Annotated in this window: 20 protein-coding genes; 9 read left to right on the top strand and 11 right to left on the bottom strand. The window is 65.5% G+C overall.

The features are described 5' to 3' along the window. Positions 1–243: 243 nt before the first annotated feature. Positions 244–1,776 carry an apolipoprotein N-acyltransferase gene (gene lnt / locus AC1MLZ_RS14585; RefSeq protein WP_480959103.1) on the top strand — a complete coding sequence of 511 codons (1,533 nt, stop codon included), beginning with the start codon at positions 244–246 and terminating at the stop codon, positions 1,774–1,776. 70 nt (positions 1,777–1,846) lie between these two features. Further along, positions 1,847–3,064: a methionine adenosyltransferase gene (gene metK / locus AC1MLZ_RS14580; RefSeq protein ID WP_480959102.1), complete on the top strand. Its 1,218-nt coding sequence runs from the start codon at positions 1,847–1,849 to the stop codon at positions 3,062–3,064. A gap of 278 nt (positions 3,065–3,342) precedes the next feature. Here metK and AC1MLZ_RS14575 read toward each other — a convergent pair whose 3' ends face one another. The 4 genes from AC1MLZ_RS14575 to AC1MLZ_RS14560 all read right to left on the bottom strand — a co-directional run bounded on the left by AC1MLZ_RS14575 (position 3,343) and on the right by AC1MLZ_RS14560 (position 6,378). Continuing rightward, positions 3,343–4,422, bottom strand: coding sequence for an AI-2E family transporter (locus AC1MLZ_RS14575; protein ID WP_480959101.1), 1,080 nt, complete (start codon positions 4,420–4,422; stop codon positions 3,343–3,345). 120 nt (positions 4,423–4,542) lie between these two features. Next, a complete protein-coding gene (locus AC1MLZ_RS14570; RefSeq protein ID WP_480959100.1) occupies positions 4,543–4,827 on the bottom strand; it encodes a hypothetical protein in 285 nt (94 codons plus the stop codon). Positions 4,828–4,921: 94 nt separating this feature from the next. Further along, positions 4,922–5,554: a phosphatase PAP2 family protein gene (locus tag AC1MLZ_RS14565; RefSeq protein WP_480959099.1), complete on the bottom strand. Its 633-nt coding sequence runs from the start codon at positions 5,552–5,554 to the stop codon at positions 4,922–4,924. Next, positions 5,554–6,378 carry a formate/nitrite transporter family protein gene (locus AC1MLZ_RS14560; protein WP_480959098.1) on the bottom strand — a complete coding sequence of 275 codons (825 nt, stop codon included), beginning with the start codon at positions 6,376–6,378 and terminating at the stop codon, positions 5,554–5,556. The genes AC1MLZ_RS14565 and AC1MLZ_RS14560 overlap by 1 nt, the downstream gene beginning before the upstream one ends. A 65-nt stretch (positions 6,379–6,443) precedes the next feature. Here AC1MLZ_RS14560 and trmB point away from each other — a divergent pair, with 65 nt between their 5' ends. From trmB to AC1MLZ_RS14545, 3 genes are all read left to right on the top strand, one after another. Further along, positions 6,444–7,124, top strand: a complete 681-nt coding sequence (trmB, locus tag AC1MLZ_RS14555; protein WP_480959097.1) for a tRNA (guanosine(46)-N7)-methyltransferase TrmB — start codon at positions 6,444–6,446, stop codon at positions 7,122–7,124. A 156-nt stretch (positions 7,125–7,280) separates the two neighbouring features. Beyond that, positions 7,281–7,739 carry a DUF2721 domain-containing protein gene (locus tag AC1MLZ_RS14550; protein WP_480959096.1) on the top strand — a complete coding sequence of 153 codons (459 nt, stop codon included), beginning with the start codon at positions 7,281–7,283 and terminating at the stop codon, positions 7,737–7,739. Beyond that, positions 7,736–8,131, top strand: a complete 396-nt coding sequence (locus tag AC1MLZ_RS14545) for a DUF4345 domain-containing protein (RefSeq protein ID WP_480959095.1) — start codon at positions 7,736–7,738, stop codon at positions 8,129–8,131. Before AC1MLZ_RS14550 ends, AC1MLZ_RS14545 begins: the two co-directional genes overlap by 4 nt. A 134-nt stretch (positions 8,132–8,265) precedes the next feature. On the opposite strand, the gene AC1MLZ_RS14540 is transcribed toward AC1MLZ_RS14545, so the two are convergent. Continuing rightward, on the bottom strand, positions 8,266–9,846 hold the full coding sequence (locus AC1MLZ_RS14540) for an amidase (protein WP_480959094.1): 1,581 nt from the start codon (positions 9,844–9,846) through the stop codon (positions 8,266–8,268). A 110-nt stretch (positions 9,847–9,956) separates the two neighbouring features. Here AC1MLZ_RS14540 and AC1MLZ_RS14535 point away from each other — a divergent pair, with 110 nt between their 5' ends. Next, positions 9,957–11,126: an MBL fold metallo-hydrolase gene (locus tag AC1MLZ_RS14535; RefSeq protein WP_480959093.1), complete on the top strand. Its 1,170-nt coding sequence runs from the start codon at positions 9,957–9,959 to the stop codon at positions 11,124–11,126. Positions 11,127–11,614: 488 nt separating this feature from the next. Here AC1MLZ_RS14535 and AC1MLZ_RS14530 read toward each other — a convergent pair whose 3' ends face one another. Beyond that, the gene (locus tag AC1MLZ_RS14530; RefSeq protein WP_480959092.1) at positions 11,615–12,445 is read right to left on the bottom strand and encodes a ferredoxin--NADP reductase; all 831 of its coding nucleotides are present in this window, start codon (positions 12,443–12,445) and stop codon (positions 11,615–11,617) included. Positions 12,446–12,726: 281 nt separating this feature from the next. On the opposite strand from AC1MLZ_RS14530, the gene uvrB reads away from it, so the two are divergent. Continuing rightward, positions 12,727–14,925 (top strand): excinuclease ABC subunit UvrB, encoded by a 2,199-nt coding sequence (gene uvrB / locus AC1MLZ_RS14525; RefSeq protein WP_480959091.1) that lies wholly within the window; start codon positions 12,727–12,729, stop codon positions 14,923–14,925. A gap of 51 nt (positions 14,926–14,976) precedes the next feature. On the opposite strand, the gene AC1MLZ_RS14520 is transcribed toward uvrB, so the two are convergent. Then, positions 14,977–15,291, bottom strand: coding sequence for a PRC-barrel domain-containing protein (locus AC1MLZ_RS14520; RefSeq protein ID WP_480961569.1), 315 nt, complete (start codon positions 15,289–15,291; stop codon positions 14,977–14,979). Between the two features lie 171 nt (positions 15,292–15,462). Between AC1MLZ_RS14520 and AC1MLZ_RS14515 the strand changes: the two genes are divergently transcribed. Further along, positions 15,463–16,044 (top strand): hypothetical protein, encoded by a 582-nt coding sequence (locus AC1MLZ_RS14515; protein WP_480959090.1) that lies wholly within the window; start codon positions 15,463–15,465, stop codon positions 16,042–16,044. A 701-nt stretch (positions 16,045–16,745) separates the two neighbouring features. Here the strand turns inward: AC1MLZ_RS14515 and AC1MLZ_RS14510 are convergent. The 4 genes from AC1MLZ_RS14510 to AC1MLZ_RS14495 form a co-directional block, all read right to left on the bottom strand. Then, complete coding sequence (locus AC1MLZ_RS14510) at positions 16,746–17,252, bottom strand: DUF2501 domain-containing protein (protein WP_480959089.1); 507 nt, start codon at positions 17,250–17,252, stop codon at positions 16,746–16,748. 67 nt (positions 17,253–17,319) lie between these two features. Next, positions 17,320–17,946: a hypothetical protein gene (locus AC1MLZ_RS14505; protein WP_480959088.1), complete on the bottom strand. Its 627-nt coding sequence runs from the start codon at positions 17,944–17,946 to the stop codon at positions 17,320–17,322. A gap of 44 nt (positions 17,947–17,990) precedes the next feature. Beyond that, positions 17,991–19,508, bottom strand: a complete 1,518-nt coding sequence (locus tag AC1MLZ_RS14500) for a fumarate hydratase (protein WP_480959087.1) — start codon at positions 19,506–19,508, stop codon at positions 17,991–17,993. Positions 19,509–19,625: 117 nt separating this feature from the next. Further along, a complete protein-coding gene (locus AC1MLZ_RS14495; RefSeq protein WP_480959086.1) occupies positions 19,626–19,976 on the bottom strand; it encodes a hypothetical protein in 351 nt (116 codons plus the stop codon). Positions 19,977–20,080: 104 nt separating this feature from the next. Here AC1MLZ_RS14495 and AC1MLZ_RS14490 point away from each other — a divergent pair, with 104 nt between their 5' ends. Beyond that, the gene (locus tag AC1MLZ_RS14490) at positions 20,081–20,779 is read left to right on the top strand and encodes an NAD-dependent deacylase (RefSeq protein WP_480959085.1); all 699 of its coding nucleotides are present in this window, start codon (positions 20,081–20,083) and stop codon (positions 20,777–20,779) included. The last annotated feature ends 48 nt before the right edge of the window (positions 20,780–20,827 follow it).

The raw sequence follows: 20,827 nt of genomic DNA, 5'->3' as shown, positions 1-20,827 counted from the left end.
AGGCGGGAGTCCAGACTGGGCTCCCGCCTTCGCGGGAGAACAATCTTTACCGCGGGTGCAACTCCCCCACCCCGGCGAAGGCCGGGGCCCAATTGGGGGGACCTTGCTGACAGAGGGCGGCGCTTCTTTACTGCGACCTTTCCAATTGGGCCCCGGCCTTCGCCGGGGTGGAGGCAGAAAGTGCAATGGTGCGATCCCGGCTAAGACATTGCCCCACCTCCGCCGCCACGCCATATCGCGACCGTGACCCGCTTCCCCGCCCTCGCCTGCCTCGTCCTCGGCGCACTCGCCGCCACCGGCTTCGCCCCGCTCGACCTCTGGCCGCTGACGCTGATCGCGTTCGCGGTGTGGATGAAGCTCGTCCACGACGCACCGACCTTGCGCGGCGCGGTCTGGCGCGGCTGGCTGTTCGGGCTCGGCCATTTCACCGTCAACAACAACTGGTTCAAGCACGCGTTCGACTTCCAGGATGCGATGCCGCCGGTGCTCGGCTATTTCGCCGCGGTCGGCCTGGCGCTGTATCTCGCGCTGTTCCCGATGCTGGCCGCAGGGCTGGCCTGGCGGATGGCACGGCGCCCCGGCACGCCCGACGCGACGTTCGTGCTGGTGTTCGCCGCCGCCTGGATCGCGACCGAGTGGCTGCGCGCGACGCTGTTCACCGGCTATGCCTGGGATCCGCTGAGCGTCGTCTGGCTGCCCGCGATCGGCGTCGCACGGCTGTCCGCCTGGATCGGCACCTACGCGCTGTCGGGCGTCACGATCCTCGCCGCCGGCGCGCTCCTCATGCTGGCCGTGCGCCGCTGGACCCTGCCAGCGATCGCGATCCCGGCGCTCGCGCTGGCCGCCGTCTCCGCGCTCTGGACCGACGCGCCGCCGCCCGCGCCCGGCACACCGCTGGTCCGCGTGGTCCAGCCCGACATCGGCCAGGAAGACCGTAGCGAAACCGACGGCGAACGCGTGCTCTCCGCGCTCGAAAAGCTCTCCGGCCAAGCCGGCGCCACCCCCCGCCTTGTCGTCTGGCCCGAGGGCGTCGTCCGCGATTACGTCGAGGATGGCTATCCGTTCTACGCCTATGGCTGGTCGAGCCCGCTCTATCTTCGCCGCCGCATCGCACGCCTGCTCGGCCCGGACGACATGCTTCTGACCGGCGGTACCGCGCTCGAATTCGACGGCCAGGACCGCATATCGGGCGCCGCGAATTCCGTGTTCGCGCTGGATTCGCAGGCCCGGTTGCGCGGCCGTTACGACAAGGCGCATCTGGTGCCGTTCGGTGAATATCTGCCGTTGCCGTGGCTGCTCAAACCCCTCGGCTTCGCGCGCCTGGTGCCCGGCGACATCGACTTTACCTCGGGCAAGGGGCCGGCCAACCTGACCTTCCCCGGCTTTGGTTCGATCGGCATGCAGATCTGCTACGAGATCATCTTCTCCGGTCACACCGTCGACCCGACACACCGCCCACGCCTGCTCTTCAACCCGTCGAGCGACGCATGGTTCGGCAAATGGGGCCCGCCGCAACATCTCGCCCAGGCCCGGATGCGCGCGATCGAGGAAGGTTTGCCGATCGTCCGCGCGACCCCCACGGGCATTTCCGCGATCATCGCCGCCGATGGCCGCCTCGTCGCGACAGTTCCGCACGAGACGGCAGGCGCGATCGAGCAGCCTATGCCTTCCGCCCTACCCCCCACGCTATTCTCGCGCGTCGGCAATGCGATGGCGGCAATCGTTGCAGTGCTCATGCTTGCAACCGCAGTTGCCCTGCGCCGTCGCGAACGCTAGAAGGACATATAAAGCTTTCCTTATATGTCGCTCCCCGGACTTCCTGGGCGAGCCTTTGCGAAGAGGTTTCATGCGCAAGTCCTTTCTCTTCACCTCCGAATCAGTCTCCGAGGGCCATCCCGACAAGGTCGCCGACCAGATCAGCGACACGATCGTCGACCTGTTCCTCGCCAAGGATCCCGAGGCTCGTATCGCCTGCGAGACGCTGACAACCACGCAGCTCGTCGTCCTCGCCGGCGAAATCCGCGGCAAGGGCATCTACGAGAACGGCCAGTGGGCCGACGGCGTGCTCGAAGAGATCGAGGCAGCTGTCCGCAACACCGTCAAGGAAATCGGCTACGCGCAGTCGGGCTTCCACTGGGAGACGTTCCGCTTCGAGAACAACCTCCACGGCCAGTCCGCGCACATCGCGATGGGTGTCGACGAGAGCGGCAACAAGGACGAGGGCGCAGGCGACCAGGGCATCATGTTCGGTTACGCGACCGACGAGACGCCCGGCCTGATGCCTGCGACGCTGTATTACAGCCACAAGATTCTCGCCAAGATGGCCGAAGACCGCCATTCGGGCGCCGCGCCGTTCCTCGAGCCCGACGCGAAGAGCCAGGTGACGCTGTCGTACGAGAACGAAGTGCCGGTCGGCGCGACCGCCCTCGTCGTCTCGACGCAGCACGCACCCGGCTATTGCGAGAAGGGCGACAACGCCGATCCCGCGAAGTACGCGGTGCTGCGCGATTACGTCATGGGCGTGTTCAAGGACGTGCTGCCCGACGGCTTCATCACCGACGAGACCAAGATCTACATCAATCCGACCGGCCAGTTCGAGATCGGCGGCCCCGACGGCGACGCAGGCGTGACGGGTCGTAAGATCATCGTCGACACCTACGGCGGCGCGGCGCCTCATGGCGGCGGCGCGTTCTCGGGCAAGGATCCGACCAAGGTCGATCGCTCGGCAGCGTATGTCGCGCGCTATCTCGCGAAGAACGTCGTCGCTGCGGGCCTCGCGCGTCGCTGCACGATCCAGCTGAGCTACGCGATCGGCATCGCCGAGCCGCTGTCGGTCTATGTCGACACGCACGGCACCGGCACCGTCGAGGAAGCGACGCTCGAGGCAGTCCTGCCGAAGCTCGTGCGCCTGACGCCGAAGGGCATTCGCGAGCACCTCAAGCTCAACGCGCCAATCTATAAGAAGACCGCAGCGTACGGTCACTTCGGTCGCGAGCCCGAGGGTGACACGTTCACTTGGGAGAAGACCGACCTGGTCGACGCGCTGAAGGCTGCCGTAGCCTGATTGCGACGCCTTTGTGGTTGTGAAAAAGCCTCCCGCGGACCGGTCCGCGGGAGGCTTTTTTGTTGCTTGAGCCTGCTGGTCCCTCTCCCCGCCGGGGAGAGGGAGGGAGGAGCCGCTTGGCGACGGAAGGGTGAGGGGCTTTTGGGGAGTATCCGAGCCTCACTCCCCCTCACCCTCCCACCCGGCTTTGCCGTGCGGGCCCCTCCCTCTCCCCGAGGGGAGAGGGTTACTCGAGGACAAGGCTCATATCGAAAACGCTGCTTCGAAAAGCTCGGCAGCTACTCAGGACGAACGGGGTTGGAAACCTGAGCATGCCGCTGCTCGGTCAGGAGCTGCCACGCCGTCAGGAACAGGGCAGCGACCAACGGCCCTACGACGATCCCGCTCAACCCGACCACCTCAATGCCGCCCAGCGTCGTCACCAGCACGATGTAATCCGGAATGCCCGTATCGCGCCCGACCAGGATCGGCCGCAGGATGTTGTCGGCCAGACCGATCACCACCACGCCTGAGACGATCACGACAATGCCCTGCCAGATCGCACCCGTCGCCAGCAGGTACACCGCCACAGGCACCCACACGAGCGCGGGTCCGAGCGCCGGCAGCAGCGACGTCAGCGCCATCAGCAAGCCCCAAAGCAAGGCGGCCGGCACGCCGACGATCCAGAATGTCAGGCCTCCGAGCGCACCCTGTACGAGCCCGACGATCACCGATCCCTTGATCGTCGCGCGCACCACCGCAGCGAACTTGTCGACCAGCTTTTCCGCCACCGAATGCTCGAACGGCAGCGCACGGCGGATCGCCGGTCCGACCTTGTCGCCGTCGCGCAACAGGAAGAACGTCACGTACAGCCCGACACCGAACGACAGCAGGAACGCGGCCGCATTGCGACCGATCGACAAGGCCTGCCCCGCGATCGACCGGACGCTGTTGCCGAGGATGGTCGACACGCGTGACTGCGCCTGTTCGAAGCTGTTCAGCCCGGCCTTGTCGAGCGCCCCCTGAATCCGGTTCGGCAGCGCGTCATGGATCTGCTGGAAATACGCGCCGAAGTTGATCTGGCCACTTTGCAGCTTGGCGTAGACCGAGGCGGACTGGTCGACCATCAGACTACCGATGAACAGCGCCGGCACGATCACCGCGACGAAGATGATCAGCAAGGTCAGCGCGGCCGCCAGATTGCGGCGCTCGGGCCAGCGCTTGAGCAGCCACTGATACAGCGACTGGAACAGGATCGCCGCCAGCGCACTCCACAGCAAGGCCGCCGCGAACGACGACACGACCACGCATAACCCGATCGTGATCGCCACCAGGAAGGTGATGAAGCCCCCCATTTCCAGTCGACGCCTGTCGATCATTACCGTGTTCCCTGTCGTCGCATCGACCGGGCTTGCCCGATCCGTTTCAAACATCGAAGCCGCCCTCCGACGTGTACCGGAAGGCAGCCAAGACGCGGGCGCTGGCGTGCGCCTAGATGATCAACGAAGCTTCTCGCCGCCGTTGACCAGTGCATCCTTCTGCGCCTGCGGCATCGCCTGCGCGTTCACGTCGGCATCGTCGATCGCGTCCGACTGCTGCTCGGCGTTGTCGCGAACGGCCTCGGCCTGATCTTCGAGGTTGTCGGCGGTCGCTTCGAGCGCATCGGCGCGGTTGTCCGCCGCCTTCTCGACCTGGCTGCCCAGCGTGTCGTCGCCCTTGCCGCCGCACGCGGCGAGCGGGAGGGCGATGGCGGCGATCAGCGTGGCGATGGCGAGTTTCTTCATGATGCAAATTCCCCTGTTATGACGAGGTCGCAAACCGTCACGGCCTCGTAACGGTTCCATCCAACGTCGCCATCGACAAAAAAGCCAAGGCTAATCAAGCATTAGCTACAGGCGCGCCAAGCAGAAGCGGCTTTTCCACGGCGACGCTTTCGATCATCGGCGCGATCCGGTCGAACACCGCGCTGACCATCGCCTCGGCGATCCAGCCGACCGCGGCGCCGACTACGAGGTCGGACAGATAGTGTTTGCCGTTCATCGGTTGCGCGACGGCAACCACACTGGTGATCAACGCGGCGGGTGTTCCAGCCCCGCCGATATCGCGCGACGCGGCACGAGCGACCGCCACCGCACCCGCGGTATGGCCGGACGGGAACGACCTCTGGTCGTGATCGTCGCTTTTGCCCGGCTCGAACCGCGACTTACCGTCCTCGATCGCCCTTTCGGGGCGCGTACGGTCGATCGACGCCTTGATCGCCGACTTGACGAACGTCGCCGCCGCATGCGCCGCCAGCATCCGCACGCCGCCACGCACCACGTCCGGTTTTCGCGCGATCAGGCCGATCACGACCGTTCCGATCGACGTCGCCACAAGCTGCGGCTGGTCACCGATCTCGGCAAGGAAACCGGTCGCTTTGACCAGCGGTTCGTCGCGGTACTCGGCGGCCTTGTGCGTCACCTTGCGGTCCGCCTTCTCGACGGCTTTCACGGCTTGCTTGGTCTTGCCCATCACGTTTCGCCCTGTCCGTCCATTTCGCCGCGCACCTGTGCATGCGCGAGCAAGGCGAACAACCCCGCACCGCCCAGCAAGTTGCCGAGCACCGCCGGCAGGATCAATTCCGCCAACGTCTGCCAGACTCCGGTATGGCCCGAGAACAGCAGCAGGAATGCCTCGTCCGAGCCGACGATCGAATGGCTGAACCCGCCGATCGCCACGACATAGGTGATCGCGAAGATCACCATGAACGCCTGTTGCCGCGCATTGGGCAGCGACCAGGCGAGGATCGCGATCATGAACCCGGCGGGGATGGCGTTGACGAACGTCGCCCACGCCGAAAGCTCGGTGATCCGCATCGACACCTCGATCATCGCGCCGCGCAGTTCGCTGTTGCCGAGCACGCCTGCCGCGATCGCACCGCCGGTAATTGCCGTTCCGATCAGATTGGCGACGAGCACCACGCCCCACAACCGCAGCGTCCGCTTCAGCGCCCAGCCCGACGGTTTGGTCACCAGCGGCAGCATCGCGCTGATGGTGCTCTCGGTGAACAACTGCATCCGCCCGAGGATCACGACCAGGAAACCGATCGGATAGCCGAGCGACACGACGATCGTCCGCCACGGCGTATCGGGCAGCGCCTGGTGCAGCGCGCCCTCCGTGATCAGCGAACTGGATATCGCCATGCCGGCCGCGAGTCCGGAAAAAAACAGCGACGACACCGGGCGATCGAGTTCCGCCTCGCCCGCTTCGCGCACGGCCTTGTGCAGGTCCTGCGCATCGGCGGCCTTGAGGTCCTCGACGTCTTCGCCGGGCGGATTGGAAGCGGTGTCGACCATTACGAGCGGGTAACGGCTCGCGTCGCGCTTTGCTCCAGCGTAATCGCCCGCTAGAGCGCGCGGCGATGAACGATCCTTCTGTTATCCGCCGCCTCTATGGCCGTCGCCAGGGCCATAAGCTGCGCCTGGGCCAAGCCGCGCTCGTCGAGGAGACGCTCGCCGACCTGTCCGTGCCCGAGGAAGGCCCGATCGATGCGATCACGCTGTTCGGCGACGATCGTCCCCTGCACGTCGAGATCGGCTTCGGCGCGGGCGAGCATCTCGCCGGCCAGGCCGCAATGAACCCGGACGTCGGGTTCATCGGCTGCGAGCCGTTCCTCAACGGCGTGGTCGGTGCACTCGCACACATCCGTGACGGCGAACTGACCAACGTGCGGCTGCACATGGGCGATGCGCTGGAGGTGATCGAACGCCTGCCCGATGCCAGCCTCGACCGGCTGTACCTGCTGCATCCCGACCCATGGCGGAAGGCGCGCCACGCCAAGCGCCGCATGGTCAACCACGGACCGCTCGACACGATCGCCGCCAAGCTCAAGCCCGGCGCGGAGTTCCGGCTCGGCACCGATGACCCGACCTATTGCCGCTGGTCGATGATGATCATGAACGCCCGCCGTGATTTCGAATGGCAGGCGAAAACTCCGCACGACTTCCTGACCCGGCCGAACGACTGGCCCGAGACGCGGTACGAGCGCAAGGCGCGTCGGCAGGGCCATGAGGTCTGGTATTACCGGTATATTCGGATCTGACCGGAATACCGGGGGCAGCCATAATCTTGGTAACGAAAAACTGCGGCTTTCCAGGCGCATAGATACCAGATGCTGGGCGCCGAGGCTGCGACCATCGAACAGTTTTGTGACGTCCGCGTCCTTCCTATCCGGCGCGATTTCCCACATGGTGCCGCCATGCCGACGATCCCCGCCATCTCGACGATCGCCCAGACGATCCAGCTTTCGCTTGCTCCGGTCTTCATGCTGGCGGGCATCGGCCAGTTGCTCAACGTGCTGGCCGGGCGCCTGTCGCGCGTTATCGACCGCGCGCGGAAGCTGGAACTGCTGCACCCCAATTTTTCGGCGGCCGATCGAACCCGCTACGGCTGGGAGTTGCGGCTGCTCGACCGCCGGATGACGATCATCAACGCGGCGCTGTTCCTCGCGGTGTCGAGTGCGATCATGACTTGCGTGCTGATCGCGCTGCTGTTCATCGCCGAACTTGCCAAGCTGCATTTCGGTACGGCGGTTGCCTTGTGCTTCATCCTCGCAATGATCCTGCTGATCGCCGCGCTCGTATCCTTTATCTTCGAGGTCCGGATGTCATTGCAGGCTTTCCGGATCAGGCCGGAATTGCTGCGAGACCTGCCGTGATCGAGAAGCGCCTGTTGCAAGCCGTGATCGCGGCCGCATGCCTGTTGCCGTTGATCGTCGGGGGCCAGGGCGTGCTGCACGGGCCGGCGCCGTTCGGCCACCTGACCGAAGTGCCGCGCGATCTGGATAGCCATTTCCGGTATATATCGGGCATCTTCTTCGCGACCGGATTGGGGTTCGTGAGTTGCATTCCGGATATCGAGCGGAAGGGGCTGCGGTTTCGGTTGCTCGGCGGGCTGATCGTTGTCGGCGGGCTTTCGCGGGGGATCTCGCTGCTCGCGGTGGGCGTGCCGTCGCAGGGGCATGTGCTCGGGCTGGTGATGGAGACGGTGGTCGTGCCGTTGCTGATGCTGTGGCAGTGGAATTTCGCGAAGCGGGCGGTTCGAGCCTGACGATCCTCCCCCGCCTGGGGGAGGTGGCTGGCGCTTGCCAGACGGAGGAGGAGGACACGCAACAGCGGTTCTCCCTGACCTCCCCCTCCGTCACCTGCGGTGCCACCTCCCCCTGGCGGGGGAGGATCGTGCGGTTAGCGGGCTGCTTCTAGGCCAGGACCAACCTCGGCAGTTGGAAGATATCGCGGTGCCACGCGAGCCTTCGCCCTTTGCTCATAGGCATAACCGGCGCCCAGCACCGCCGCGTCGCCGTACTTTGTCGCGATGAACGACAGCCCGACCGGCAGACCACGCACCAGCCCCATCGGCACCGTCAGGTTCGGATACCCTGCGACGGCCGGCAGTTCGCTCGAACTCGGGCCGCCATATTGATCGCCGTACACCGGTTCGCTGAGCCACGCCGGGCCATAAGTTGGCTGGACCAGCACCGTCGCCCCCGCCGCCTTGAGCATCGCGTCGATCCCCTCCGCGCCCGCCATCCGCAGCGATTTCGCGCGCGCCGCCTTGTACGCCGGGTCGGTCAGCCCCTTGGTCTTCGCCGCCGCCTCGAACGTCTCCTGCGCGAAGAAAGGCATCTCCGTTGTCGCGTTCGCCGTGTTGAACGCGATGACCTGATCGAGCGTGCGCGTGCGGACAGCCGCGGGGGTGGTCGCGAGATAGGTGTCGAGATCGGCCTTCAACTCGGTCTGGAGCACCAGCAGTTCCGCTTCGCCGAGCCCGTCGAGCTTTGGCGGCTTCACCTCGACCAGCACCGCCCCCGCACCCTTCAGCACGTCGAGTGCCGCCTGATAGCGCGCCGCGACGTCCGCGGTCATCGCCGGCCGGATCACGCCGACGCGCAAGCCCGACAGCGCGCTGGTCGACAGCGCCCCCGCATAGTCGCGCCTGTGCGCCCCCGCCCCCGCGGTCGCAGGATCTGCAGGATCAGCCGCAATCATTGCCGAAAACATCGTCGCGACATCGCGCACGCTGCGCGCCATCGGCCCCGGCGTATCCTGGCTGTGGCTGATCGGGACGACGTGCGTGCGGCTGACGAGGCCGAGCGTGGGCTTCAACCCGACCAGCCCGTTGACCGACGACGGACACACCACCGAGCCATCGGTCTCCGTCCCGATCGCTCCCGCCGCGAAGCTCGCCGCGACTGCCGCGCCTGACCCGCTCGACGAACCGCACGCGGTTCGATCCAGCGCATAGGGATTCCGGACCAGTCCGCCGACCGCGCTCCAGCCGCTCATCGACCGGGTCGAGCGGATGTTCGCCCATTCGCTGAGGTTGGTTTTCCCCAGGATCACCGCCCCCGCCGCCCGGAGCTGCGCGACCACGGGCGCGTCGCGGCGCGTGAGGTTGTCCTTCAGCGCCAAGCTGCCCGCAGTCGTCGGCATCGCGTCGGCGGTCTCGACATTGTCCTTGATCAGCACCGGCACGCCGTGGAGCGGTCCGCGCACGCGTCCGGCCTTGCGTTCGGCATCGAGTGACTTCGCCTGCGCCAGCGCATCGGGATTGAGCGCGATGATGCTGCGCAGTGCCGGCCCCTTGCGATCCATCGCCGCGATCCGTGCGAGATAGGCGCGAACCAGGTCGACGCTGCTCGCCTTGCCGGACGCCATCATCGCCTGAAGCTGGTCGATCGACTGTTCCTCGACCGCGACGGTCTTCGCTCCCGCCGCGATCGGGACCGAGGTCGCAAGCAATAGCCCGATGATAAGTCTACGCATTTTCCGAATCCCCTTTGGCACGAGGCTATCGGGGTTCCGACGTCGCGCCAAGCGGCCTGAACGATGATAGAAACGATGCGTTACGGATCAGCAACGGATAGGGGAACGACGTGCGCGTAGGGAAGATCGTCGGAGGCGTGCTGGTGTTGGCGATCGTGGTCGTTGCGCTGGCGGTGACGATCGTCCCGCGCTTTCTCGACCGTATCTACTACCGTGGGCCGGCGAGCGGCCATTTCGACGGCGCGCACTTTGCCAATCCCGACAACGACGCGGACACGCAGCAGATCCAGCCCGCGGGCGGCGGTCGCGCGAGCTTCTTCTGGCGCTATTTTACCTGCAGCGATGGTCGACCCGCTTGGCCAAAGACGGTCGCCGTGAACCGCGTCGCGCCGCCCGCCCGCGTCGAGGGCGAACGGATGGTCGTGACATGGGTCGGCCATGCCAGCGTGCTGGTCCAGACGCACGGGCTCAACATCCTCACTGATCCGGTCTGGGCCGAGAATGCCGGGCCGCTCGGCACCGGGCCGCGCCGGATCGCTGAACCGGGGATCGCGTTCGACGCGCTGCCGAAGATCGATCTCGTGCTCGTCAGCCACAATCATTACGATCATCTCGACAAGGCGACGCTGAAGCGCCTCTGGCAGCGTTATAGGCCGCGAATCGTCACGAGCTTGGGCAATGACAGCGTGATCGACCAGACCGGTGCGGCGGCGACCGCGCTCGACTGGAGCCAGCGGGTGACGATCAAGCCCGGCGTCGGCGTCGTCGTGACGCGGAATCATCATTGGGGCAGCCGCTGGTTCACCGATCGCAATCGCGCGCTGTGGTCGAGCTTCGTCGTGACCTTGCCGGGCGGGAATGTGCTCTTTGCGGGCGATACCGGGATGGGCGATGGCCAATGGCCTGCCGAAGCGGCCGCGCTGGGGCCGATCCGGCTGGCGCTGATCCCGATCGGTGCATTCCGGTTCGTCGAGGGACAGATGGAGTCGGGCAGCCATATCGGGCCGGTGGATGCAGTTGAGGTCTATCGACGGTTGGGCGCGGCACACGCGATCCCGATCCACTGGGGGACGTTCCGGCTGTCGTTCGAGGGGTATGATACGCCGCCGAAACTGCTGGCGGCGGCGATGCGGTGTACCGGGCAGACCGGGTTCGCGCCGGTGGCGATCGGGCGGGCGGTGGAGGTTACGGGATATGCGAAGCCGGCGGCGGTTACGCCCGTGGCTAGGGAGGCGTTGCTAAAGTGCCTCGATACGCAAGCGGTTCGCTCAATGCGCTAAACTCTCCGTCACCCCTTGTTCCGGGGTCCACCGGCCCGCAAACTCGAGCACATTGAGTATGCGGAACAGTGGATGCCGGAACAAGCCCGGCATGACGAGGGCCGGCTCACCCCATCTTGAAGACGCAGAGCTTGCTGCCGTCCGGATCGCGGAAATAGGCGCCGTAGAAACTCATCTGTTCGGGGCCGCGCGAGCCCGGTGCGCCCTCGTCCGTGCCGCCCAGTTCGATCGCCTTGGCGCAGACCTGATCGACCTGCTCGCGCTAATCTGCGTGAGCGCGGTATCAATATCGTTGGTGCCGAGCGTCGCGTAGCCGATCATTGGCCTCTCCTATTTTATGGAGAGGTTTATCGGGGGTTCAGCGACGGAGACAATCGCCTTTACCGTTCCCCCGCGAACGCGGGGGTCCAGGGACTCAATAGCGTCGAATTTCGGGAGCGTACGGGCCTGGGCCCCCGCCTTCGCGAGGGAACAGCCAGTTACGCGAATTAGCCGACGAACGCGCGCTCGATCACGAACGTACCCGGCTTCGAATTCGCGCCCTCCTCGAAGCCGTTAGCCTCGAGCATCACCGCGAATTCCTTGATCATTTCGGTCGAGCCGCACAGCATCGCACGATCGGTCTCGGGGTTGAGCTTCTGCTCACCGCGCACCGGGTGGCCGAACAGCGATGCGTCCTCGATCAGCGCGCCGATCCGCCGCGTGGTGCGGAACGGCTCGCGCGTCACGGTCGGGATGTAATGGAACTGCGTCTGCGCCTCCTCGGCGATCAGCGGGTCCTCCGCCAGCAGCCCGACCATCTCGTCATGATACGCCAGATCGCTGACGCGGCGCACGCTGTGCACGACGATCACCTGCTCGTACGCGGCATACACGTCGGGATCGCGCATCAGGCTGAGGAACGGCGCGAGGCCGGTGCCGGTCGAGAACATGAACAACCGCTTTCCCGGCAGCAGCGCGTCGAGCACCAAAGTACCCGTAGGCTTCTTGCCGAGATACACTTCGTCGCCCGGCTGGATCAGCTGGAGCTTCGATGTCAGCGGGCCGTCCTCGACCTTGATCGACAGGAACTCCAGCTCCTCAGAATAATGCGGCGACGCGATCGAATAGGCGCGCATGATGGGCTTGCCGCCTTCCTGCGGCAGGCCGATCATCACGAACTCGCCCGATCGGAAGCGGAAGCTTGCCGGCCGCTCGATCGCGAAGCTGAACAGATGTTCATTCCAGTGGCGGACCCACAGCACTTTGGCGTTGAGGAACGCGGGAGTCTCTGGGATCAGCGCGGGTCCGCGCGTTGCTTCGACGGTCGGGGCGGTCATGCGTCTTTTCCTTCGGCCGCGCGGGGACTCGCGCTGGCGGATCGATGGCTTGCGAAGCGGTCGCATTATGGATGTGTGCGGTATGGGTCAACAACAGCGAAACTTGGCCGGCCCCAAACAGCCGCCTTGTCCCCCCGTTCTCCTGCGAACGCAGGAGCCCAGGATCACGAGGACCACCGCTCGTTACCCTGGCTCCTGCGTTCGCAGGAGAACGCGAGGTGGCGATCCGCGTTATTCCTGGGCGTTGCCGACTCACCGTATGTTCCCCATATTCCCCCTCGATGGCCATTCAGATCCGCACCAGTCTCGCCGAGCCCGAAACCGGCGACACCTTCGTCCCGCACCGCCCCACCGCGCGCCCGAACAAGGTCGAAGGCGGCAAGGCCTTCAAGCTCGTCAGCGAGTATGAACCCGCCGGCGACCAGCCGACCGCGATTCGGGAACTCGTCTCCGCAATCGGCGACGGCGAGAAGGATCAGGTGCTGCTCGGCGTCACCGGCTCGGGCAAGACCTTCACGATGGCCAAGGTGATCGAGGCGGTTCAGCGCCCCGCCTTGATCCTCGCCCCGAACAAGATCCTGGCGGCGCAGCTCTACGGCGAAATGAAGTCGTTTTTCCCCGACAACGCGGTCGAATATTTCGTCAGCTATTACGATTATTATCAACCCGAGGCGTATGTCGCACGCTCGGACACCTACATCGAGAAGGAATCGTCGACCAACGAGTCGATTGATCGGATGCGGCATTCGGCGACGCGCGCACTGCTCGAACGCGATGACGTCATCATCGTAGCCTCGGTATCGTGCCTGTACGGCATCGGCTCGGTCGAGACCTATTCGGCGATGATCTTCGACTTGAAAAAGGGCACGACGGTCGACCAGCGCGAGATCGTGCGGAAGCTCGTCGCGCTCCAGTACAAGCGCAACGACGTGGCGTTCCAGCGCGGCAATTTCCGCGTGAAGGGCGACACACTCGAAATCTTCCCGTCGCATTACGAGGACAGCGCGTGGCGCATCTCGTTCTTCGGCGACGATATCGAGGAGATCACCGAATTCGATCCGCTGACCGGCAAGAAGATCGCGTCGCTGAACTCGGTGCGTGTGTACGCGAACTCGCATTACGTGACGCCCGGCCCGACGCTCAAACAGGCGGGCGAGGCGATCAAGCACGAGCTGGCCGAGCGGCTGAAGGAGCTGGTGCTCGAAGGCAAGTTGCTGGAAGCGCAGCGCCTGGAGCAGCGCACCAACTTCGACCTTGAGATGATCGCCGCCACCGGCAGTTGCGCGGGGATCGAGAATTACAGCCGCTTCCTCACCGGGCGTATGCCGGGCGAGCCGCCGCCCACGCTTTTCGAATATCTCCCCGACAACGCGCTGCTGTTCGTCGATGAGAGCCATGTCACGATCGGCCAGATCAACGGCATGTCGCGCGGCGATCACCGGCGAAAACTGACGCTCGCCGAATATGGTTTCCGCCTGCCGAGCGCGATCGACAACCGCCCGCTGCGCTTCAACGAATGGGACGCGATGCGGCCGCCGACGACCTATGTCTCGGCCACGCCGGGCAGTTGGGAAATGGAGCAGACCGGCGGCGTGTTCGCCGAGCAGGTCATTCGCCCCACCGGGCTGATCGATCCGCCGGTCGAGATCAAGCCGGTCGAGGAACAGGTCCAGGACCTGATCGTCGAAGTCGGCAAAACCACCGCGTTAGGCTACCGCACGCTCGTCACCACGCTGACCAAGCGGATGGCGGAGGACCTAACCGAATATATGCATGAGGCGGGGATCAAAGTCCGCTACATGCACAGCGACGTCGAGACGCTCGAACGCATCGAGCTGATCCGCGACCTGCGGCTTGGCGTGTACGACGTGCTGATCGGCATCAACCTGTTGCGTGAGGGGCTCGATATCCCCGAATGCGGGCTGGTCGCGATTCTCGATGCGGACAAGGAGGGCTTCCTGCGCTCCGAAACCTCGCTGATCCAGACGATCGGCCGCGCGGCGCGCAACGTCGACGGCCGCGTGATCCTCTACGCCGATCGCATCACCGGCTCGATGGAGCGCGCGATGAACGAGACGTCGCGCCGCCGAGAGAAGCAGGTCGCGTACAACACCGAACACGGCATCACGCCAACGACGATCCGCCGCAACATCGGCGACATCATCGCGCACGTCGCGAGCAAGGATCAGGTGACGATCCCGATCGACGAAGACCGCCCGCACATGGTCGGCCACAACCTCCGCGCGTACATCGAGGATCTCGAAAAGCAGATGCGCAAGGCTGCGAGCGACCTCGAGTTCGAGACCGCCGGGCGCCTCCGCGACGAGATCCGGCAGCTGGAGAACGAGGAACTGGGCCTGCCGGTCGACGAGCAGAAGGCGCCGACCATGGGGCGCTCAAACGAGGGCAAGCCGGGCACGCGAAAGACGCGCTACGGCAAGAGCCAGAAGATGCGGATGGGTGGTTCGCGGTCACGATGACCGCGAAGGTCGTCCGGTGCGGATGATCGACGCGCGCCGACGAGATGCTGCTTAGCCGACGACGAGGTCTTCGCTACTCGACCCGTAATAGCTCGCGACGCGATCGGCATAGGCCTGGTCGAACACCGGCGCGTTGTTCGCCCAGCTTGGGCCGCCTTCCAGCACGCGCTTGTCGATCGTGACGACGTAGAGGTCGCGGACCGCGTCGAACTGGAGCAGCGCGAACGGCAGCGGGTAGAAGCTCTTGCCCATGCCGAGGAAGCCGCCAAGGCTGAGGACCGCGTGGGTGACGCGGCCGGTGCCCTTGTGCACCATGAAGGCGTGAACCGAACCGACATGGTCGCCGTCGCGGCTCTCGACCTTCATCGTGCCGGAGATGTTCGCCTGGACGAGCAACTGGGTCGGGGTGGCGGGGGTATCGGACACGGGCATTCTCCAAAGTCTTCCGTCGCTGAACCGGTACCACCGTGCGGCGGTTCCCGCCTAGCGCGCTTCGTCGTACTTGAGCGACCGCCGGGCGTGCCGCATAGCGATGCGATGCGCACTCGGTTCCCTTACCTCATCGGCTTGCGATCGCTTGCCAATCCCATCGTCCTGGCGCGTCTTGCCGGTCTGGCGACGCTTGCCTCGATCGCAGGCTGCGTCCCGCCGCCGCGTGCCGAAGCGCCGCCGCCGCCGCGCACGGTGGCTCCGCCCCCTGCTCCAGCCCCGCGCCCGGTTCCGATCGCCGCCGACTGGCGCGACTGGCCGTATTCGCCGGGGACGTGGGTCTATCGCCGCGATGCGCGCGGTTCGATCGCGTTGTTCGGGCCGGCGAATGCCGACGCCTCGCTGACGTTGCGCTGCGATACCGCGGCGCGTCAGGTCTATCTGTCGCGCGCTGGAAGTACGCCGACGCCGCTGACGATCCGCACATCGAGCGTGACGCGCGCCGTGTCCGTTCAGCCGACCGGGGGCACGCCGCCTTATGTCGCGGCCGCGCTGATGCCGAACGATTCGTTGCTTGAGGCGATGGGGTTCAGTCGCGGGCGGTTCGTCGTCCAGCAAGCCGGACTTCCGCCGCTCGTCGTGCCCGCCTGGGCCGAGATCGAGCGCGTCACCGAGGATTGTCGCGGGTGATATCGACGAACTGGCAGTCGCACAGGATCGGCTGAAAACTTCTACAAAACAAGGCTTGTATCGCGGGCGCGGTCGGCACACATTCGCGTTGCGGTCAGGCTTGGCCGCGTTGTTTCAACAAGCGAAAGGAGGTGATCCGATGTCTCATGGTTCAGCAGTGAGTTCGGTTCGGTTCGTTCGGGGGACGCACCGCTAACTCCGCCGATCCGCGTGGGGAGTATCCTCTCCCAGTCAACACGTGGTTCACAGGATAAGCGGTACGCATGGTCCTCCGGGCTGGAGCTCTCCGGCCGCTGACCATGTCAGGAGGCTGTCGGGTCGTCGGGAGACGATCCGGCAGCCTCTTTTCGTTTGTGCGGGTTGCGGGGTGTGTCGCCATGCTGCGTTCGAGACGTACGCCCACTCCGCCACCGCCAGCACTGTTTAATGCCGAACCGGTTCGGCAATCACCGCGCTAAATAATCGGTCGGTCTTGTTTTGCGGCGTAGCTCCCCGGAAGCTATCCAAGATGCGAGAATACTTGGCCCTCCCTAAAACCGGCTCTCCGCGACAGATCGAACGGGCAGCCGGCGTCCTTGTTCTCCCGCGAAGGCGGGAGTCCAGTCTGGATCCCCGCCTTCGCGGGGAAACATGTTGGTTTCAGGGGCACATGCGACACCCCCTACCTCAGGCAGAGATACCGACTGCGGAAGCCTCCGCGCCTACAGGAACGCCTTCGCCCGATTGAGCACGATGCTGCACATCCGCGTCTTCACCTGACCGCCCAGATCGTCGAGCGAGAACGCCTGCCCGTTCGGAGCCTGCACCTCGCCTTCTTGGCCCGCTGCGTAGCCCCGCGACGTTCGTACGCCCTGCTGCCCGGTCAGACGCTGGAGGATCGACTGCGCGCCGGTGGCTGGCGCATTCGTCGAACTGCCCGCTCGTGGCGCGCCATTTCGTCCGCCGGTCAGCGCGCCAAGCGCGCCACCCTGCCCCAGCAGATTGTTCTTCAGGCAATAGCCGAGCAGGCCAGCGGCATTGCCGGCGCCGATCGATCCGACGCTCGGCAACGCACTACCGAGCAAGCCACCCAGGCCACCAAGTCCACCAAGTCCACCCAGCCCGCCCAGACCATCTTGCGGCGACGCGGATTGCGGTGCGCTGGTCTGGGCCGAGGCGGAAGTCGCGAGGGCGAAGGCTGCCACGAGGGCGATTGCGGTCTTGGGCATGGTAGGGCGCTCCGATAAGGTCGTGTCATCAACGGGACTGGCCGGGCTGCGTTCCGAAAAGGTTCGTTCAGCGCCCCGCGAACAGCGCGTCGACCGATCCGCCATTGGCGTCCAACGCCGCCGCAACCCGTCGGCGGGCGTCGTAATATACCAAGGGCGTCGCACCCGGATCGGTCTTGCGAAGACGGGCGGCATCGGCGTCCATCAGGCTGCTCTCGCGCGCGACATGATCCGCATACCCCTCCTGCTGCCACGTCGGAAGCATCGCACTGCGCAGTTCGCCAAGGTGGTTGGCGATCATGATATGCGTTGTCTCGTGCGCGATCACGCCGGACAGCGTGCGGGTGCCGCCGATCGCGCGATCGTTCGTCACGCGATCGGCGGCGACGTCGCTGCGGTTGAAGACGATCGCCGAGCTGAACGGCCGGCGAAATGCGAAGGCGCCGGGCGACTGGATCGCCAGGAGCCGCCAGCGCCAGCCGCCGTCCGTGAGGAACAGGGACCGATCGAGCAGGCCAGTGTAGATCGGACTGGCGTGCAGCAATCCCTCGGCCCGCGAGAGTTCGCTGCCGATCCGCGGATCGATCGGATGCTCGGCATAGACGGTGACGGTGCCGATCCGCTGCTTGTACGGAAACGCGAGCAACTGCGGCGCGTAGACGACCGCGACGGCAAGCAGAAGGAGGACGGACACGACCCACCGGACGGGCCCCTGCCCCCTTCTGCGTCCGCGTGTCATCATGCGGGCGTCAGCAAGCCTTCGCGGGCGATCTTCTCGCGCCAAACGAGCGGCGCGAGCTGGTGGACATTCTCGCCCGCGGAATCGACCGCGACGGTCACGGGAAAGTCGCTGACCTCGAACTCGTAGATCGCTTCCATCCCTAGATCCGCGAACCCGACCACCTTCGATCCCTTGATCGCGCGCGCGACGAGATAGGCCGCGCCGCCCACCGCCATCAGATAGGCGGACTTCGCCTCGGCGATCGCCTTGGTCGCATCGCCCCCGCGTTCCGCCTTGCCAACCATGGCCAGCAGGCCCTGATCGAGCATCATCCGCGTGAATTTGTCCATTCGCGTTGCCGTCGTGGGCCCCGCAGGCCCGACGACTTCCTCGCCGACCGGATCGACCGGGCCGACATAGTAGATCACGCGACCCTTGAAATCGACGGGCAGCGGCTCGCCCGCATCGAGCATGTCCTTGATCCGCTTGTGCGCCGCATCGCGCCCGGTCAGCATCTTGCCGTTGAGCAGCAGGCGGTCGCCATGCTTCCACGTCTGCACGACCTCGGGCGTCAGCGTGTCAAGATCGACGCGGATCGCGGCCTTGTCGGGCGTCCAGTTGACGTCGGGCCATTCCTCCAGCTTCGGAGGTTCGAGATACACCGGCCCCGAACCATCGAGCACGAAATGCGCGTGGCGGGTGGCGGCACAGTTCGGGATCATCGCCACCGGCTTCGACGCGGCGTGCGTCGGCCAGTCGAAGATCTTCACGTCGAGGATCGTGGACAGCCCGCCTAGCCCCTGCGCGCCGATGCCGAGCGCGTTGACCTTGTCATAGATCTCGATCCGCAGCGCCTCGATGTCGTTCTTGGGGCCCCGCGCCTTCAGCTGCGCCATATCGATCGAACCCATCAGCGACTCCTTGGCGAGGATCATCGACTTCTCCGCGGTGCCGCCGATGCCGATCCCGAGCATCCCCGGCGGGCACCAGCCAGCCCCCATCTGCGGGATCATCTCGAGCACCCAGTCGACGATCGAATCGCTCGGGTTCATCATCTTGAACTTCGACTTGTTCTCGCTGCCGCCGCCCTTCGCCGCGACGTCGATCGAGACGGTGTTGCCGGGCACCATCTCGACATGCATCACGCTCGGCGTGTTGTTCTTGGTGTTGCGGCGCGTGAAGGCCGGGTCGGCGAGGATCGACGCACGCAGCTTGTTCTCGGGGTTGAGATAGGCTTTGCGCACGCCTTCATCGACGACCTCCTGCAGGCTGCGGGTCGACTCGAGCCGGCAGTTCTGCCCCCATTTGACGAAGACCGTGACGATGCCGGTATCCTGACAGATCGGGCGATGGCCCTCCGCGCACATCCGGCTGTTGGTGAGGATCTGCGCGATCGCATCCTTGGCGGCGGGCGATTTCTCGGCCTCGTACGCGACGCCCAGGGCGCGGATGTAATCCATCGGGTGGTAGTAGCTGATGAACTGGAGTGCGTCGGCGACGCTTTCGATCAGGTCGGCTTCGGTGATGACGGTCATGCAGCGCCTTTGCGGATGCGGGGATGCGCGCGTCTTAGCCGCGTTCGAGCGATTTATGAAGACGCGGTGCGCGGCGGCCGGCGACGGATGACGTCCGTCGGGCGCTGCAGTGGCGCGTCAGACTGCCCGAGCGCGGGCGGCCAATCGAGCAGCCAGCGCCGACACGACGACCAGCGGAACGCCCAAAATGCACACCATCGTCAGGCCGATCGCCCAGAATGCGGCGGTCCCGGTATTCCACCATATGACCGGGAGTTGCGCGAACGAAAGAACGACGCCTGCCGCCCAACCGCCCCGCGTCAGGATGGCGCCCGTAATCGCCGCCAATCCGAACGACACGGGATACCAGACATACCAGTAGCTGTCCGCGTCCCAAGGCTCCTTTGCGCCGGTGATGCGCGATACGACCTGCCAATAGAGGATGCTGCCTACGAGCAGGACCATAAACTTTGCGGTGTTGGTGCTCATCGGCCCGTCTTCCCACACGATCACGCCGACGCCAATGTGTCCGTACGCCGGACGCCGGCGGGCGGTTACTTCCAGTCTCGAGCCGGGCTGCCTATGCTCTGGCCATGCATGACATCAAAAACATCGTCGTTTTGACGGGCGCGGGCATTTCGGCGGAGAGCGGGATCGCCACGTTTCGGGGGCCGGGCGGATTGTGGGAAGGTCACCGGGTCGAAGACGTGTGTACGCCCGAGGCGCTCGCGGCGGATCCGGAGTTGGTGCACCGGTTTTATGATCTGCGGCGGGCGGCTTTGGCGGGGGTGGAGCCTAATGCCGCACACCGGGCGCTGGCGCGGTTGGATGCGGCTTGGGATGGCGAGTTGCTGATCGTTACGCAGAATGTCGATGACCTGCATGAGCGGGCGGGGGCGACGCGGATGCTGCATATGCATGGGGAGTTGTTGTCGGCGCTGTGTGCCGTTTGTGGAGCGCGGGAGGCTTGGACGGGGGCTTTGCCCGAGGGGTCGGTGTGCAGCGCGTGTGGGTCGGCGGCGCTTCGGCCGGACATCGTGTTCTTTGGGGAGATGCCGTACCGGATGGAGCGGATCGAGGCGGCTTTGGCGAAGGCGGACCTGTTCGTGTCGATCGGGACTTCGGGGGCGGTGTATCCGGCGGCGGGATTCGTGCAGACCGCGGCGTATCATGGGGCCGCTACGCTGGAGTTGAACCTCGATCCTTCGACGGGGAGCGTGTTCTTCGAGGAGACGCGGATCGGGGCGGCTGGGGTGTTGGTGCCGGCTTGGGTGGATGAGGTTTTGTCCTAAGAATGTTCTCCCGCGAAGGCGGGAGCCCAGGCTGGGCCCCCGCCTTCG

This window comes from Sphingomonas sp. PEI4, assembly GCF_056679955.1.
The sequence above is the reverse complement of the archived record's forward strand: the minus strand, read 5'-3'. Positions and strand labels throughout refer to the sequence as shown.

Excerpts from the sequence above, each read along its gene's own strand:
- AC1MLZ_RS14530 (WP_480959092.1), bottom strand. The coding sequence starts at position 12,445 with ATGACCGCCCCGACCGTCGAAGCAACGCGCGGACCCGCGCTGATCCCA.
- AC1MLZ_RS14560 (WP_480959098.1), bottom strand. The coding sequence starts at position 6,378 with ATGGTCGACACCGCTTCCAATCCGCCCGGCGAAGACGTCGAGGACCTC.
- AC1MLZ_RS14575 (WP_480959101.1), bottom strand. The coding sequence starts at position 4,422 with ATGATCGACAGGCGTCGACTGGAAATGGGGGGCTTCATCACCTTCCTG.
- AC1MLZ_RS14515 (WP_480959090.1), top strand. The coding sequence starts at position 15,463 with ATGCGCACTCGGTTCCCTTACCTCATCGGCTTGCGATCGCTTGCCAAT.
- trmB (WP_480959097.1), top strand. The coding sequence starts at position 6,444 with ATGAACGATCCTTCTGTTATCCGCCGCCTCTATGGCCGTCGCCAGGGC.
- AC1MLZ_RS14565 (WP_480959099.1), bottom strand. The coding sequence starts at position 5,554 with ATGGGCAAGACCAAGCAAGCCGTGAAAGCCGTCGAGAAGGCGGACCGC.
- AC1MLZ_RS14540 (WP_480959094.1), bottom strand. The coding sequence starts at position 9,846 with ATGCGTAGACTTATCATCGGGCTATTGCTTGCGACCTCGGTCCCGATC.
- uvrB (WP_480959091.1), top strand. The coding sequence starts at position 12,727 with ATGGCCATTCAGATCCGCACCAGTCTCGCCGAGCCCGAAACCGGCGAC.
- AC1MLZ_RS14550 (WP_480959096.1), top strand. The coding sequence starts at position 7,281 with ATGCCGACGATCCCCGCCATCTCGACGATCGCCCAGACGATCCAGCTT.
- AC1MLZ_RS14490 (WP_480959085.1), top strand. The coding sequence starts at position 20,081 with ATGCATGACATCAAAAACATCGTCGTTTTGACGGGCGCGGGCATTTCG.
- metK (WP_480959102.1), top strand. The coding sequence starts at position 1,847 with ATGCGCAAGTCCTTTCTCTTCACCTCCGAATCAGTCTCCGAGGGCCAT.
- AC1MLZ_RS14520 (WP_480961569.1), bottom strand. The coding sequence starts at position 15,291 with ATGAAGGTCGAGAGCCGCGACGGCGACCATGTCGGTTCGGTTCACGCC.
- AC1MLZ_RS14500 (WP_480959087.1), bottom strand. The coding sequence starts at position 19,508 with ATGACCGTCATCACCGAAGCCGACCTGATCGAAAGCGTCGCCGACGCA.
- AC1MLZ_RS14510 (WP_480959089.1), bottom strand. The coding sequence starts at position 17,252 with ATGCCCAAGACCGCAATCGCCCTCGTGGCAGCCTTCGCCCTCGCGACT.
- AC1MLZ_RS14495 (WP_480959086.1), bottom strand. The coding sequence starts at position 19,976 with ATGAGCACCAACACCGCAAAGTTTATGGTCCTGCTCGTAGGCAGCATC.
- AC1MLZ_RS14570 (WP_480959100.1), bottom strand. The coding sequence starts at position 4,827 with ATGAAGAAACTCGCCATCGCCACGCTGATCGCCGCCATCGCCCTCCCG.